15 protein-coding genes are annotated in these 14,581 nt (G+C 67.1%); 13 read left to right on the top strand and 2 right to left on the bottom strand.

Going from position 1 to position 14,581, the window contains the following annotated elements:
- Nucleotides 1-33: 33 nt before the first annotated feature.
- On the bottom strand, nt 34-1,245 hold the full coding sequence (locus tag AB4099_RS30735) for a penicillin-binding protein activator (RefSeq protein WP_441480874.1): 1,212 nt from the start codon (nt 1,243-1,245) through the stop codon (nt 34-36).
- A 194-nt stretch (nt 1,246-1,439) separates the two neighbouring features.
- On the opposite strand from AB4099_RS30735, the gene rsmI reads away from it, so the two are divergent.
- From rsmI to gshB, 3 genes are all read left to right on the top strand, one after another.
- A complete protein-coding gene (gene rsmI / locus AB4099_RS30730; RefSeq protein WP_441480873.1) occupies nt 1,440-2,375 on the top strand; it encodes a 16S rRNA (cytidine(1402)-2'-O)-methyltransferase in 936 nt (311 codons plus the stop codon).
- Nucleotides 2,372-2,752: a YraN family protein gene (locus tag AB4099_RS30725; protein ID WP_113518357.1), complete on the top strand. Its 381-nt coding sequence runs from the start codon at nt 2,372-2,374 to the stop codon at nt 2,750-2,752. The genes rsmI and AB4099_RS30725 overlap by 4 nt, the downstream gene beginning before the upstream one ends.
- A gap of 70 nt (nt 2,753-2,822) precedes the next feature.
- Nucleotides 2,823-3,773 (top strand): glutathione synthase, encoded by a 951-nt coding sequence (gshB, locus tag AB4099_RS30720; RefSeq protein WP_441480872.1) that lies wholly within the window; start codon nt 2,823-2,825, stop codon nt 3,771-3,773.
- An 88-nt stretch (nt 3,774-3,861) separates the two neighbouring features.
- Here the strand turns inward: gshB and AB4099_RS30715 are convergent, their stop codons facing one another.
- Nucleotides 3,862-4,650, bottom strand: a complete 789-nt coding sequence (locus AB4099_RS30715) for a HesA/MoeB/ThiF family protein (protein ID WP_441480871.1) — start codon at nt 4,648-4,650, stop codon at nt 3,862-3,864.
- Between the two features lie 160 nt (nt 4,651-4,810).
- Here AB4099_RS30715 and AB4099_RS30710 point away from each other — a divergent pair, with 160 nt between their 5' ends.
- From AB4099_RS30710 to AB4099_RS30665, 10 genes are all read left to right on the top strand, one after another.
- Complete coding sequence (locus tag AB4099_RS30710) at nt 4,811-5,812, top strand: BMP family lipoprotein (protein WP_441480870.1); 1,002 nt, start codon at nt 4,811-4,813, stop codon at nt 5,810-5,812.
- A 61-nt stretch (nt 5,813-5,873) separates the two neighbouring features.
- Entirely contained in the window at nt 5,874-6,611 is a 738-nt protein-coding gene (locus AB4099_RS30705; RefSeq protein WP_441480869.1) for an MBL fold metallo-hydrolase, read from the top strand.
- A complete protein-coding gene (locus AB4099_RS30700) occupies nt 6,608-8,134 on the top strand; it encodes an ABC transporter ATP-binding protein (protein WP_113518362.1) in 1,527 nt (508 codons plus the stop codon). The genes AB4099_RS30705 and AB4099_RS30700 overlap by 4 nt, the downstream gene beginning before the upstream one ends.
- Nucleotides 8,131-9,231 (top strand): ABC transporter permease, encoded by a 1,101-nt coding sequence (locus AB4099_RS30695; RefSeq protein ID WP_441480868.1) that lies wholly within the window; start codon nt 8,131-8,133, stop codon nt 9,229-9,231. Before AB4099_RS30700 ends, AB4099_RS30695 begins: the two co-directional genes overlap by 4 nt.
- Nucleotides 9,232-9,233: 2 nt before the next feature.
- Nucleotides 9,234-10,208, top strand: coding sequence for an ABC transporter permease (locus AB4099_RS30690; protein WP_441480867.1), 975 nt, complete (start codon nt 9,234-9,236; stop codon nt 10,206-10,208).
- On the top strand, nt 10,208-10,621 hold the full coding sequence (locus AB4099_RS30685) for a cytidine deaminase (protein WP_113518365.1): 414 nt from the start codon (nt 10,208-10,210) through the stop codon (nt 10,619-10,621). The genes AB4099_RS30690 and AB4099_RS30685 overlap by 1 nt, the downstream gene beginning before the upstream one ends.
- A 58-nt stretch (nt 10,622-10,679) precedes the next feature.
- Nucleotides 10,680-11,492 carry a purine-nucleoside phosphorylase gene (locus AB4099_RS30680; protein WP_113518366.1) on the top strand — a complete coding sequence of 271 codons (813 nt, stop codon included), beginning with the start codon at nt 10,680-10,682 and terminating at the stop codon, nt 11,490-11,492.
- 2 nt (nt 11,493-11,494) lie between these two features.
- A complete protein-coding gene (deoC, locus tag AB4099_RS30675; protein WP_441480866.1) occupies nt 11,495-12,256 on the top strand; it encodes a deoxyribose-phosphate aldolase in 762 nt (253 codons plus the stop codon).
- Entirely contained in the window at nt 12,256-13,584 is a 1,329-nt protein-coding gene (gene deoA / locus AB4099_RS30670; RefSeq protein ID WP_441480865.1) for a thymidine phosphorylase, read from the top strand. The genes deoC and deoA overlap by 1 nt, the downstream gene beginning before the upstream one ends.
- Nucleotides 13,581-14,525, top strand: a complete 945-nt coding sequence (locus AB4099_RS30665) for a 2-hydroxyacid dehydrogenase (protein WP_113518369.1) — start codon at nt 13,581-13,583, stop codon at nt 14,523-14,525. Before deoA ends, AB4099_RS30665 begins: the two co-directional genes overlap by 4 nt.
- The last annotated feature ends 56 nt before the right edge of the window (nt 14,526-14,581 follow it).

Here is a 14,581-nt window from a genome sequence, read left to right as displayed (position 1 = left end):
TCGCCGCGCCCGGAAACCGCGCGCGGGGTCCTGTTACGTCCTCGGCCCCAGATCTCGTGGCGCAGCATTGACCGTCACGATCTGGCCGTTGCGCAGTTCGAGAACCGCAAGCCCGCGCTCGATCTGCCCATCCGGACGGAAGCGGAAGACGCCGTCCGCGCCGGCAAAGCCCTGCGGGTTGGTCAGAACCGACTCGGAGAAACGCTGGCTCCCCTGGGTCCGCGCCAATGCCGCCGCCAGCGAGACCGCATCATAGGCCAGTGTCGCGGTGCGGGTCGGCGCACTGTTGAAGCGCTGCTGATAGCGGCCGGCAAAGGCATTGAATCCGGCTGTGTCGGGCGATGCGAACCAGCCTCCCTGGATCGCTGGGACGCGCGCGACACTGGCATCGTTCCAGACACCGGTGCCGAGAGGTTTCACCTTGGCCGGATCGAACCCGGCTTGCTGAAGTGCGAGACCGAGCGCCGGCATGGTGTCGGCGGCGGCCGGGACGAAGAGCGCATCCGCCTGCTGCAGGGCCGGCACGAGGCGCTGGACAGCGGTACGCATGCTGTTCTGGTCGGAGCCGAAACGCTCGATGATGACCGCCCGCGCCCCGCGATTGGCGACCGCCTGCTGGAACGCAGCCTCGACGACCCGTCCATAGGCGGTATCGGGAACCAACGCCGCAAAGGACTTGCGCCCCTGCGACGAGGCGTAGGCGATCACGCGATTGACGTCGTTCTCGGGCGGGAAGGAGAGCAGATAGACGCCGCGCGAGGCGACATTGCTATCGCTGGAGAACGCCATGATCGGGCGGTTCGCGCCGCGCGCCACCTGAGCGGCCGCCTGCACGGAGGGTGCAAAAAGCGGCCCGATGATCAATTCAGCACCTTCACGCAGCGCTTCCTGGGCCGCAGCCTGCGCGCCTTCCGGTGACCCGCGATCATCCTTGACCAGCAGCGTGAGGTCGGCTCCCGGAAACTCAGCAAGCGCCATCTCGGCAGCGTTCTTCAGGGAGTTGCCGACGATCGCGCCTTGTCCTTCCGCAGTCAGTGGCAGCACGAGGCCGACCTTGACCTTGCCGGTGCCGATGGTCTGACCGGTTGGCGCCTGAGCCTCGCCGCCGGGGGCCGCTGAGCCGCCGTCGAAACCGGGCAGCCCGGACGTGCCGCCGCTGCAGGCCGCGAGCCCAAGCGAAACACCGAGGGCCAGAGCCGCCAGACGCAGCTTCGAGACCGGAAGGAGGAGCCGTTGGAGCCGCACAGGATCATCTCCAGTCGAGAACGGGGAACGCGGTCATTGCGACCGTATCCAGCTTGCAGTCCCCCGACCGTGGAGGACTCCTGCCAGTGCGACATGGTATTTTCAAGTTGTTAACTCTGTCTTGCCGCATTTGAAACGAGGCGAAGCCGCGTGCGGCCGTGGCATAAGGACCGCGGCTGTGGCAGCTTGCGGAGATGTCTGTTCGGTCCTCTGCCCCGCCCGCCTCCGCCCCGCCTGCATCCCAGCGCGCGCCCAGCTACACGGCTTTCGGGCTCCGCGCCGAAGCGGAGACGCTGGCGCCGGGCCTGCACATCGTCGCAACCCCGATCGGCAATCTGCGCGACATCTCGTTTCGCGCGCTGGCGACGCTCGCGGCGGCCGATGCTGTACTGGCCGAGGACACGCGCACCAGCAAGACGCTGCTGGCGCATTACGGAATCTCGACACCGCTCCTGCCCTATCATGAGCACAATGCCGCGCAGATGCGGCCGAAGATCCTCGCCAAGCTGCGGGAGGGCGGACGGCTTGCCCTGATTTCCGACGCGGGCACGCCGCTGGTGTCGGACCCTGGCTACAAGCTGGTCGCCGATGTCGTCGCCGAGGGCCTGCCGGTCACCGGCATTCCCGGCCCCTCGGCCGTTCTGGCGGCGCTGGTCCTTGCCGGCTTGCCGACGGACCGCTTCTTCTTCGAAGGTTTCCTGCCGCCGAAATCGGCCGCGCGGCGCGGACGACTGACCGAGCTGGCGGTCATCCCGGGTACCCTCGTCTTCTTCGAATCGCCGCGCCGCCTCGCCGAGATGCTTGCCGATGCCGGCGCGGTGCTGGGCGCGAGGCCGGCCGCGGTCGCCCGCGAACTGACCAAGTTCCACGAAACCGTGCAACGCGGGACGCTTGCTGAACTCGCCGCCCATTATGGCGAGGAGGAAGAAGCTCGCGGCGAGATCGTCGTGATCATCGGCCCACCCGGAGCAGAGGCCCTGCTTCCAGCGGGAGATGTCATCGATGAACGCCTGCGCGAGGCCATGGCGCGGCTCTCGCTCAAGGAGGCGGTGGCGCAGGTCGCCGCAGAGACAGGGCAGCCACGCCGCAAGGTCTATGCGCGCGCCCTCGAGCTGACCCGCGAGTCTTGAGAGCCAGGGCCCGCAGCCAGAAGGCGAGACGAGCCGGAACGACCGGCCGGCGCGGCGAGCTGCTGGCCATCCTCTGGCTTGCCGCCAAGGGTTACCGGCCGCTCGCACGGCGCTTCGGCGGCAAGGGCGGCGAGATCGACCTCATCGTGAAGCGCGGACGCACCATCGCCTTCGTCGAGGTCAAGGCCCGGGGCCTGCTCGACGATGCGCTGACCGCGATCACTCCGGAGAAACGCCGGCTGATCGAAGCGCGGATCCGGCAATGGCTCTCGCGCAATGCCTGGGCGATGGACCATCATTTGCGAGCCGATGCCGTCTTCCTGGCGCCCTGGCGTCGGCCGCGCCATGTGCCCGGCGCCTTCGAGCTGATCCTGTGACGCGCAGCCTGCCCCTTGCACAGGCATGGGGCCTGGGCCGATATGAGGCCGCGCAACAGGAACCTTGCCCATGACCCTTGCCGTCGCCATCCAGATGGACCCCATCGAACGCGTCAGGATCGCCGGCGATACCGGCTTCGCCCTGATGCTGGAGGCGCAGCGGCGCGGACACAGCCTCTACACCTATACGCCGGACAAGCTTTCGCTGCGGGACGGCAAGGTCACCGCGCCGATCCGGCCGGTCGAGGTGCGTGATATCGAGGGCGATCATTTCACCCTCGGAGCCGAGGAGCGCACCGATCTCTCGACGCTCGATGTCGTGCTGCTTCGGCAGGACCCGCCCTTCGACATGGCCTACATCACCTCTACGCATATGCTGGAGCGCATCCATCCGAAGACGCTGGTGGTCAACGATCCCGCGCAGGTGCGCAATGCACCCGAAAAGATCCTGGTCACGCATTTCCCCGAACTGATGCCGCCGACGCTGATCACCCGCGACAAGGCCGAGATCGAGGCCTTTCGCGAGGAGTTCGGCGAGATCGTGATGAAGCCTCTTTACGGCCATGGCGGCGCGACCGTGTTCAAGACCGGCAAGGGCGACCCCAATTTCGGCTCGCTGTTCGATCTCTTCTCCGGGATCTTCAAGGAAGCCTGGGTGGTCCAGCGCTTCATGAAGGAGGTCAGCGCCGGCGACAAACGCATCCTGCTGGTGGACGGCAAGGCGGCAGGCGCGGTCAACCGGGTGCCGGCCGATGGAGACCTGCGTGCCAACATGGTGCGCGGCGGCGCCGCCGCACCGACCGACCTCTCCAAGCGCGAGCTCGAGATCTGCGAGGCAATTGGCCCGACGCTGCGCGAGCGAGGCCTGATCCTGGTGGGCATCGACGTGATCGGCGGCAATCTCACCGAGATCAACGTCACGGCGCCGACGGGCGTGCGCGCCGTCAAGAAGCTAGGCGGGCCGGATATCGCCGCCCAGGTCTGGGACGCGATCGAGGCGAAGGTGAGCAGCCGAGGCTAAGGGCTCCCGCCATAGCGCGGAGCCGGATGCCTGACGAAGCGAAGCGGCATCCTGTCCCGAAGGACAACGGATCATCAGGGCCGGGGGCTCAGGCGCTCCTGGCGATCGCCGTCCCGTTCAACGGGTTGGCGGCATCCCAGTCGTAGCGCATCGTATCGAAGCGCATCGTCATCGCGTCGACGAGCAGGAGCTTGCCGACCAGCGGCTCCCCGAAGCCGGTGATTGCGCGAATCACCTCCAGGGCCATCAGCGAGCCCATCACGCCGGCGAGCGCGCCAAGCACACCGGCCTCGGCGCAGGGGGCGACCGTGCCGGGCGGCGGCGGATTGGGGAAAAGGCAGCGATAGGTCGGGTTCGGCCGCCCGTCCGGCCGCTTCTCATGCGGGCGCAGCGTGGTCAGCGACCCATCGAAGCGGCCAAGGGCCGCGGTGACCAGCGGCTTCTTCTCGTAGAAGCAGGCATCGGCGACGGCGTAACGCGTCTCGAAATTGTCGGTGCCGTCGGCGATCACGTCGTAGAAGGCAACCATGGCGCGGGCATTATGCGGGTCGATGCGGGTGACATGCTCCTCGACCGCGACATGCGGGTTGAGCCGCTTGATGAAGCCGGCCGCCGCCACGGCCTTGTTCGCGCCGAGGTCGGCAGTGCTGAAGATCGTCTGGCGCTGCAGGTTCGAAAGCGAGACATGATCGGCGTCGACGATACCGATCATACCGACCCCGGCGGCAGCCAGATACTGGATCAGCGGCGCGCCAAGCCCGCCGGCGCCGATCACAAGCACGCTCGTCGATTTGAGTTTGGCCTGCCCCGGACCGCCGATCTCGGGCAGCACCAGATGGCGCGCATAGCGTTCGATCTCGTCACCGTGCAGGCTCATGCATCAGAGTTAAGCCGAACCGCTGGATTGGGCAATCGTGGCGTTGGCAGGGCCAGGGGAAATGGCCTCCTGTCCGGCTTGGCCGGGCGAGGAAGCCGTGCCATCGTGCGCACAGGCAGGGGCGGAGAAACCGCGCCGCGCGTTCACAGGGGAAGCACATATGCGGGTCAGATCTCTTGCGCTGGCGCTAGCGGGCGTCGCCTTTTCGGCTCTCGCCGCCATAGCGCAAACCGCAATCAAGCCGGCAGTCGTCTATGACAAGGGCGGCAAATTCGACAAATCCTTCAACGAGGCCGCCTTCATCGGCGCCGAGAAATTCAAGAAGGAAACCGGCGTCGAGTTCCGCGATTTCGAGCCGACCAACGAGGCGCAGATCGAGCAGGCCCTGCGGCGCTTCGCACGCGACGGCCATTCCCCGATCATCGCGGTCGGCTTCAGCCAGGCGACCGCCCTGCAAAAGGTGGCAGCAGAATTTCCCGACCTGAAATTCACGATCATCGACATGGTCGTCGACCTGCCGAACGTGCAGTCGGTCGTGTTCAAGGAGCATGAGGGCTCCTATCTCGTCGGCCTGCTCGCCGGGATGGCATCCAAGAGCGGCAAGGTCGGTTTCGTCGGCGGCATGGATATCCCGCTGATCCGTAAGTTCGCCTGCGGCTATGTCCAGGGCGTCAAGGCGGCGAAGAAAGATGGCGAGGTCTTCCAGAACATGACGGGCTCGACGCCCTCCGCCTGGAACGACCCGGTGAAGGGCGGCGAGCTTGCAAAGTCGCAGATCGACCGCGGCGCAGACGTGATCTACCACGCCGCCGGCGGCACCGGCATCGGCGTGCTGCGCGCTGCAGCGGATGCCGGCAAGCTCGGCATCGGCGTCGATTCCAACCAGAACGCCCTGCAGCCGGGCAAGGTGCTGACCTCGATGCTGAAGCGCGTCGATGTCGCGACCTACGCCTCCTTCAAGGCGGCCCGCGAGGGCAGCTGGAAGCCGGGCATTTCCGTGCTCGGGCTGAAGGAGGACGGCGTCGCCTGGGCGCTCGACGATGCCAACCGGGCCTTGATCACGCCCGAGATGAAGGCCGCCGCCGACAAGGCGCGCGATGACATCATCGCCGGCACGGTGAAGGTCCACGACTACATGTCGGACTCTAAGTGCACGATGTGAGGAATGGGCGCATGACGCCCTCTCCTTCTTGGGGAGGGCAGCACTTCGGGGCCGCATCCGGATGAAGATCACCATCCTTGGCTCCGGCGACGCCTTCGGATCCGGCGGGCGTTTCAACACCTGTCTGCTCGTCGAGGCCGCCGGCGAGCGCATGTTGCTCGACTGCGGCTCGTCGAGCATGGTCGCGCTGAACAAGGCGGACGTCGCCCGCAACCCGATCTCGACCCTGCTGTTCACGCATTTCCACGGCGACCATTTCGGCGCGCTGCCGGCCTTCCTGCTCGAAGCGCAATTCGTCTCGCGCCGGAGCGAGCCCCTGACCATCGCAGGGCCGGCGGGTATCGAGCACCGAGCGTGGCATGCACTGGAGGCCGATTTCCCCGGCGCCTCGGCCAATCCCTGGCGCTTCCCGATCCGTTTCGTCGAGGTGACGCCGGAAGCACCGACGAGGCTGGCCGGGCTCGCAATCACCGCCTTCCCGATGGTGCATGACGAGCGCGCCGGACCCTGCCAGGCCTATCGACTGGCACGCGACGGCAAGGTCTTTGCCTTTTCCGGCGATACGGCCTGGAGCGATGCGCTGATCCCGTTGGCCGCCGGAGCCGATGTGCTGCTTGTCGAGTGCTACAATTACGATCGGCCGCTGGCCAACCATCTCGACTACAAGACGCTCGCGGCACGGCGCGGTGACCTCGCGACCCCGCGCATCGTGCTGACGCATATGGGGCCCGGCATGCTTGCCCATGACGGCCCGTTGCCGGAGGAGCGGGCCCATGACGGCATGGTGATCGTGCCATGAGCCCTCCCGCCATCGAATTGATCGCGATCAGCAAGCGCTTCGGCCCCGTCCAGGCCAACAAGGACGTCTCGCTTTCAATCGCCGCCGGCTCGATCCACGGTATCGTCGGCGAGAACGGAGCCGGAAAATCGACGCTGATGTCGATCCTCTACGGCTTCTACGAAGCCGATTCCGGTGAGATCAGGGTCGCCGGCCGGCCCTTGCGGATTCGCCGACCGGCGGATGCGATCACGGCTGGCATCGGCATGGTCCATCAGCATTTCATGCTGGTCGAACCGCTCAGCGTCGTCGAGAACGTCGTGCTCGGTGCGGAAGGCGGCAAGCTGCTCAAGGGCGGTATCGCCAGGGCACGGGCCGAGCTTGCGCGCCTCTCCCGGGATTACGGCCTCGCCATCGACCCGGACGCCATCGTGGGGGATCTCTCCGTCGGCTTTCAGCAGCGCGTCGAAATCCTGAAGGCGCTCTACCGCGGCGCCGAGATCCTGATCCTCGACGAACCGACCGCCGTGCTGACCCCGTCGGAAGCCGACCAGCTCTTTGCGCTGCTGCGATCGCTGAAGGCGCAGGGCAAGACAGTGATCCTGATCACCCACAAGCTGCGCGAGATCATGGACGTGACCGACACGGTCTCGGTCATGCGGCGGGGGGCAATGGTCGCGCATGTCGAAACCGCCCGGACCTCGCCTCCCGAACTTGCCGAGGCGATGGTCGGACGACGCGTGCTGCTGCGGGTCGAGAAGACGCCGCATCCGCGCGGGGCACCCGTTCTGGAGGCTGCCGGCCTCAGCTTCCGCGACGAGCGTGGCTGCGAGAAGCTCAGCGATGTCAGCCTGACGCTGCATGCCGGCGAGATCGTCGGCATCGCCGGGGTCGCCGGCAATGGCCAGAGCGAGCTGCTCGAGGTGCTTGCCGGCCTGCTCCAGCCCTCGCGCGGCCTCATCCGGCTTGATGGCGAGATCCTCGACGCCGGCGACCGCACACCCGCCAATCTGCGCGAGCTCGGGCTGATGCACATCCCCGAGGACCGGCACAGGATGGGACTGGTCACCGCCTTCCCCGCGGCAGAGAACAGCATCCTCGGCTACCACGACGACCCAACCTTCGGACCAGGCCCCTTCCTCTCGCCGGCCAGGATCGCGGCGCACGCGCTCGCCGGCATGACGGCCTATGATGTGCGCCCGGCAGACCCGTCCCTGAAGGCCGCAAAATTCTCCGGCGGCAACCAGCAGAAGATCGTGCTGGCCCGCGAGATCGAGCGCGCACCAAAAGTCCTGCTCGTCGGCCAGCCGACACGCGGTGTCGATATCGGTGCGATCGAGTTCATCCATCGCCGCCTGATTGCGCTGCGCGATGCCGGAGTGGCGATCCTGCTTGTTTCGGTCGAGCTCGAGGAGGTGATGGCGTTGTCCGACCGGATCCTGGCCATGTGCGGCGGCCGGATCACCGGCGAGCGAGCGGCCGAGGCCACCGATGAGCGTGATCTCGGCCTGTTGATGGCCGGTGTGAACCAGGAAGCCGCATGAGCGCCACGCCGATCGACCTGCCCCGCTGGGCCGATGCCGGGCTGGTTCCGCTCGTCAGCGTCACTGCCGCGCTCCTTGTCGCCGGCCTGGTGGTGCTCGGCATTGGCGAGAGCCCGTTGGAAGCCACGGCCCTGCTGCTGAAGGGAGCGCTCGGCAGCGTCGAGGGACTGAGCTTCACGCTCTACTACACCACGAATTTCATCTTCACGGGCCTTGCCGTCGCCGTCGCCTTCCATGCGGGGCTGTTCAACATCGGCGGCGAGGGCCAGGCGACCATCGCCGGCATCTTCCTTGCGCTGGCCTGCCTCTGGCTCGCGCCCTTGCCCGGCATCCTGCTGGTGCCGCTCGCCATCCTGGCGGGAGCGGCAGGAGGGGCGCTCTATGGTTTCATCCCCGGCTGGCTGCAGGCGACGCGCGGCAGCCATGTCGTGATCACCACGATCATGTTCAATTTTCTGGCCGCGACACTGAGCGTCTATCTGCTCGTCAACGTGATGGGAAAACCTGGCTCGATGCAGGCCGAGACTCCGGAATTCGCCGGGCACGCCGTGTTGACGCCGATGCACCAGTTGCTCGCACCGCTCGGGATCAAGCTGCCGGCGACCCCTCTCAACACGGCCTTCCTGCTTGCGCTTGCCGCGCTCGTCGCAATCTGGGCGCTGATCTATCGCTCTCGGCTCGGCTATGCGATCCGCACCGTCGGCGCCAACCCGCGTGCTGCCGCCTATGCCGGCATTTCGCCTGCCCGGATGACCATGGTTGCGATGGCGCTCTCCGGCGCCCTGGCTGGCGGGCTCGCGGTCAACGAGGCGATGGGCGTGCAGCACCGCCTCCTGATCGATTTCACGGCCGGCTACGGCTTCGTCGGCATCGCCGTCGGGTTGATGGGGCGCGGGCACCCGATCGGCGTCGCGCTCTCCGCCTTTCTGTTCGGCGTGCTCTATCAGGGCGGAGCGGAACTCTCCTTCGACAAGCCGACCATCACCCGCGACATGGTCGTCGTGATCGGCGGCGTGGTCATCCTCTTTGCCGGAGCGTTGGACGGGCTCTTTCGCAAGCTCGTCGCGAACACCCTCCGACTCGGCCGGGCGGCCTAGCCATGGACTGGCTCACGACCATCGCCGTCATCCTCGATTCCACGATCCGGCTGTCGATTCCGCTGCTCTGCGCCGCGCTCGCCGGGCTGTGGTCCGAACGCTCCGGCGTCGTCGATATCGGGCTGGAAGGAAAGATGTTGGTCGCGGCCTTCGCTTCGGCCGTCGCAGCCTTCGTCACCGGCTCCGCCTGGGCAGGGCTCGGCGCCGGCATCCTGGCCTCGGTCCTGCTCTCGCTCGTCCACGGCTTCGCAGCGATCACCTGGCGCGGCAACCAGATCGTCTCCGGCGTCGCCATTAACATGCTGGCAGCCGGCGTCACCGTGGTGCTCGGCAATGCCTGGTATGGACAGGGTGGACGGACCCCGCCGCTCGAAGGGGCGGCGCGTTTCGGCGATCTCACCCTGCCCTTCGCCAGGGCCATGCGCGAACATGTCCCCGTCCTCGGCCTTCTCTACGATGAGGTTATTTCCGGCCATGGGGCACCGGTCTATCTCGCCATCCTCGCGGTTCCGATCACCGCCTTCGTGCTGAAGCGCACACGCTTCGGCCTGCGGCTGCGCGCCGTCGGCGAGAACCCGGCTGCCGTCGATACAGCCGGCATCTCGGTCGCCGGGCTGCGCTATGGCGCGGTGGTGATCTGCGGCGTGCTTTGCGGGCTGGGCGGCACCTATCTTGCCGTCTCGCAATCGGCCGGCTTCCTGCCGCAAATGACGGCCGGAAAGGGCTTCATCGCACTTGCCGCCGTGATCTTTGCCAATTGGCGTCCCTGGCCGGCGCTAGGCGCCTGCCTGCTCTTCGGGCTGCTCGATGCCATCGCAATCCGGCTGCAGGGCGTGCTGCTCCCTGGAATCGGGCAGGTCCCCGTCCAGGCGATCCAGGCCCTGCCCTATCTTCTCACCGTCATCCTGCTTGCTGGTTTCATCGGCAAGGCCGTGCCACCGAAGGCCTCCGGCCTGCCCTATGTGAAGGAGCGTTGATGAGCGAGCCTGCGCCCAATTTCGACGCCCTCTTCGCTACGGCCAAGCGCGCGCAGGTCCGGGCCTATGCGCCCTATTCCGCATTCCGGGTCGGCGCCGCCATCCTCGATGACAACGGCGCGATCCATTCCGGCTGCAATGTCGAGAACGCCTCCTATCCCGTCGGGGTCTGCGCCGAGGCCGGCGCTATTTCCGCGATGATCGCGGCGGGCGGACGAGCGATCCATGCCATTCTGGTCCTTGGCGACGGTGAGGAACTGGTCACCCCTTGCGGTGCCTGCCGCCAGCGCATCCGCGAGTTCGCGAGCCCGGAAACGCCGATCGCGATTGCGGGCCCCGATGGCGTGCGTGCCCGGTTTTCGCTCGCCGAGCTGTTGCCAGCCTCGTTCGGACCGGCCAATTTGCGCACCTGATTTGCGCGAGGCCTGCGCGCATTCGCGTGCAGGCCGAACCCGATACCGAGGCATTGGAATGGCGGCTGACCCGAGTTTCGACAAGGCAGCGGGAACGCTGATCGACCGTGGCGTCGACGGCGGGATCGACTGCGCCTTCGTGCTCGGCACCGGGCTCGGCCGCATCGTCGACGATGTGGTCGACCCGGTCGTCATTCCGTTCGCCGACATCCCGGGTTTCCCGCAAGGCCATGTCTCAGGCCATGCCCGTGCGATCTGCTATGGCACGCTGCACGGCAAGCGCGTCCTGATTTTCCAGGGGCGGGCGCATTTCTACGAAACCGGAGATCCTGCGGTGATGCGCGTGCCGATCGGCATGCTGACCGCCTTCGGCTCGCCGCCCCTGGTCCTGACCAATGCATCGGGTTCGCTGAAGCCGGACCTGCGCCCCGGCGGCCTTGCCCTGATTACCGACCATATCAATCTCAACGCCCCGAACCCGTTGATCGGCGACACCGGCGACGGGCGTTTCGTGCCCATGGTCGATGCCTATGATCCGCATCTGCGGGCACGCCTGAAAAAGGCGGCGTCTGCTTCGGGCGTCAATATGGGCGAAGGCGTCTATATGTGGTTCTCGGGGCCGAGCTTCGAGACCCCGGCCGAGATCAGGATGGCGAAGATGCTTGGCGCCGATCTCGTCGGGATGTCGACCGTGCCGGAGGTCATCATCGCGCGCCGGCATGGCATTCGCGTCGCCGGCATTTCGGTGATCACCAATATGGGAGCGGGCATTCTTGGCGGCGCGCCAAGCCACGGCGAGACCCGCGACGTTGCGGCGGCCGCGTCAACGGGTCTGCGCCGCCTGTTCCGCTCCTTCCTGGCGGAGCTCTAGGGATGACCGATCTGGAAGCCGCAGCCCGAGCCCTGAGCCTCCTCGACCTGACCGATCTGTCGGATCAGGCGAGCGAGGCCGGCACCCTGCAACTTTGCGCGCGCGCCGTCGCAGCGCCTGGCCCCGTTGCGGCCGTCTGCATCTGGCCGCGCTTCGTCGAGATTGCGCGCAAGGCGCTGCGCGACTCGACCGTGAAGATCGCGACCGTGGTCAATTTCCCGGCCGGGGGCAGCAATTGCGCTCTGGTTGCCGGCGATGTCGCGGAGGCGCTGGGGGACGGTGCCGATGAGATCGACCTCGTCCTGCCATGGCGGGCCTTCCTCGACGGCGACAGCGACATTGCCCGCGAGATGGTGGCGAGCGCCAAGGACCAGTGTGGCGACAGGCTGCTGAAGGTCATCCTTGAAACCGGCGAGTACCCCGATCTCGACGCGGTAAAGCGTGCCTCGGTGCTCGCAATTTCGGCCGGAGCCGACTTCATCAAGACCTCGACCGGCAAGACAGCCCATTCCGCCAGCCTGCCGGCGGTCGAGACCATGCTGGCCGTCATCAAGGCAGCCGGACGCCCTGTCGGCATCAAGCCTTCGGGCGGGATCAAGACGCTTACCGACGCAAACGCCTATCTCGCATTGGCCGACAAGACGATGGGGCCGGGCTGGGCTAAGCCCTCCACCTTCCGCATCGGCGCCAGCAGCCTGCACCAGGTCCTCGTCGACATCATCGAGGGCAAGACCGTCGGCGAGCGAATCGACGGGGCCTATTGATGCGGCTGCCCCAGGAGATCATTGCCGCCAAGCGCGATGGCGGCACACTTCCCGGCGAGGATATCCGCCAGATCGTCGCAGGGTTGACCGACGGCTCCGTCAGCGAGGGCCAGGCCGCCGCATTCGCCATGGCCGTGTTCTTCCGCGACATGAACGCCGAAGAACGCGTTGCCCTGACGCTCGCCATGCGCGATTCCGGCACGGTCCTGAACTGGGACGACCTGCCTGGCCCCGCACTCGACAAACATTCGACCGGCGGCGTCGGCGACACGGTCAGCTTGCCTCTAGCCGCGGTCGTCGCGGCCTGCGGGGGCTATGTGCCGATGATCTCAGGTCGTGGCCTCGGCCATACCGGCGGCACGCTCGACAAGCTCGACGCGGTGCCGGGATATGTGACGCAACCGGATATCACGCTGTTCCGCAAGGTGGTGCGCGAAACCGGCTGCGCCATCATCGGGCAGACCGCCGATCTCGCTCCCGCCGACAAGCGCCTCTATGCCATCCGCGACGTCACCGCGACGGTCGAGACGATTCCGCTGCTGGTGTCCTCGATCCTGTCCAAGAAGCTCGCCGCAGGCCTGCACGGCCTGGCCATGGACGTGAAATTCGGCTCCGGCGCCTTCCTGCCCGACTTCAACAAGGCGCATGACCTCGCAGAGGCTCTCGTCGGCGTCGCCAATGGCGCCGGCCTGCCGACGACCGCGCTGATGACCGACATGGCCGAGCCGCTCGCCTCGGCTGCCGGCAACACGCTCGAAGTCGTTTACGCGCTCGAGCACCTGACCGGCCGCCGGCGCGAACCGCGCTTCCATGAGGTGACTGTGGCCCTGGCCGCCGAGATGCTGCTGCTCGGCAAGCTCGCGCATAATCTCGACGAAGCCCGGGCGAAGATCGAGGCGGCCTTCAGCAGCGGCGCCGCCGCAGAGCGCTTCGCCGAGATGGTGGTCGCGCTTGGCGGCCCGGCCGACCTGCTGGAGAAGCCGACAAAGCATCTCGCGCCCGCCCCGGTCATCCGGGCAGCCTATCCGGCCGTGAGCGGAGCCGTGCGCAGCATCGACACGCGCGGCGTGGGGCTTGCCGTGGTAGCGCTCGGCGGTGGGCGGACGCGGCCGCAGGATCCGATCGACCATGCTGTCGGGCTCGTCGAACTGGCAGGGCTTGGCCAGGAGGTCGGGCCGGACCGGCCGCTCGCGATCATCCATGCGCGCGACGAGGCCAGCTTCACCGCGGCCGAAGCCCGGCTGCGGCAGGCCTATACACTCGGCGAGGACGCGGCCGGACACGGTCCGCTGATCGCACAACGCATCACGGAGACTTCAGGATCATGAGTCTGCTTCTGGCAATGACCGGCTGGCATGTCGAGGATTGGCGGGCGCGTTTTGCCGCCCTGCTGCCGGAGCTCCCGGTCGTCACGCTCGGCGAGCCCTTCGACCGCCGCGCCGTGCATTACGTCGCGAGCTGGAAGCATCCCGAGGGGAGCCTCGCGGGCCTGCCCAATCTCGCCGCGATCTTCTCGCTGGGTGCCGGCGTCGACCATATCTTCGCCGATAGCCGCCTGCCGCCGGTTCCGATCGCGCGCGTGGTCGATCCTGATCTGACGACGCGGATGAGCGAATACATCGTGCTGCACTGCCTGATGCATCTGCGCCAGCAGCGCCGCTACGACCGTCAGAAACTCGCCAAATCCTGGGAAGACGACCGCAACCAGCCGGCGGCCCGCTCGGTGCGTGTCGGCGTCATGGGGCTCGGCGAGCTTGGGCTCGACGCGGTGCGAAAACTGCAGGTTCTCGGCTTCGACGTCGCCGGCTGGAGCCGCTCCCCGAAGAGCGTCGACGGGCTTGCCACCTTCGCCGGGGAAGACGGCATGGCAGCGTTCCTCGCTCGCACCGACATCCTGGTCAGCCTCCTACCGCTGACACCGGATACGCGCGGGGTCATCAATGCAAAGCTGCTCGGCGGTCTGGCGCAGGACGGGCGGCTCGGCGGGCCGTTCCTGATCAATGCCGGTCGAGGTGGATTGCAGGTCGAGGCCGATATCCTTTCCACGCTTGAATCCGGGACGCTGAAGGGGGCGACACTGGACGTGTTCCAGAGCGAGCCGTTGCCGGCCGATTCCCCGCTCTGGAGCCACCCGGCCGTGACCGTGACACCGCATAATGCCGCGATGTCGGACCCCGAGGCGATCGCGACGCTGATCGCGGCGCAGATCCGCCGGCTGCAGGCCGGCGAAGCGCTGGAACATGTCGTCGATCCGACACGGGGTTACTGAGCGGCCTGCCGCGCAGTCACGCAAGCGTCATGGCACCGTCGTTGTGCTGAGATGCT

The organism is Allobosea sp. 2KB_26 (genome assembly GCF_052115715.1).
Classification (GTDB): domain Bacteria; phylum Pseudomonadota; class Alphaproteobacteria; order Rhizobiales; family Beijerinckiaceae; genus Allobosea.
Note: the sequence above shows the minus strand (reverse complement) of the source record. Positions and strands in the feature narration are given on the sequence as shown.

Bases quoted from the DNA above. Each gene is read 5' to 3' on its own strand.
- rsmI (WP_441480873.1), top strand. From the start codon at position 1,440: ATGTCTGTTCGGTCCTCTGCCCCGCCCGCCTCCGCCCCGCCTGCATCC.
- gshB (WP_441480872.1), top strand. From the start codon at position 2,823: ATGACCCTTGCCGTCGCCATCCAGATGGACCCCATCGAACGCGTCAGG.
- AB4099_RS30715 (WP_441480871.1), bottom strand. From the start codon at position 4,650: ATGAGCCTGCACGGTGACGAGATCGAACGCTATGCGCGCCATCTGGTG.
- AB4099_RS30710 (WP_441480870.1), top strand. From the start codon at position 4,811: ATGCGGGTCAGATCTCTTGCGCTGGCGCTAGCGGGCGTCGCCTTTTCG.
- AB4099_RS30705 (WP_441480869.1), top strand. From the start codon at position 5,874: ATGAAGATCACCATCCTTGGCTCCGGCGACGCCTTCGGATCCGGCGGG.
- AB4099_RS30700 (WP_113518362.1), top strand. From the start codon at position 6,608: ATGAGCCCTCCCGCCATCGAATTGATCGCGATCAGCAAGCGCTTCGGC.
- AB4099_RS30695 (WP_441480868.1), top strand. From the start codon at position 8,131: ATGAGCGCCACGCCGATCGACCTGCCCCGCTGGGCCGATGCCGGGCTG.
- AB4099_RS30690 (WP_441480867.1), top strand. From the start codon at position 9,234: ATGGACTGGCTCACGACCATCGCCGTCATCCTCGATTCCACGATCCGG.
- AB4099_RS30685 (WP_113518365.1), top strand. From the start codon at position 10,208: ATGAGCGAGCCTGCGCCCAATTTCGACGCCCTCTTCGCTACGGCCAAG.
- AB4099_RS30680 (WP_113518366.1), top strand. From the start codon at position 10,680: ATGGCGGCTGACCCGAGTTTCGACAAGGCAGCGGGAACGCTGATCGAC.
- deoC (WP_441480866.1), top strand. From the start codon at position 11,495: ATGACCGATCTGGAAGCCGCAGCCCGAGCCCTGAGCCTCCTCGACCTG.
- deoA (WP_441480865.1), top strand. From the start codon at position 12,256: ATGCGGCTGCCCCAGGAGATCATTGCCGCCAAGCGCGATGGCGGCACA.
- AB4099_RS30665 (WP_113518369.1), top strand. From the start codon at position 13,581: ATGAGTCTGCTTCTGGCAATGACCGGCTGGCATGTCGAGGATTGGCGG.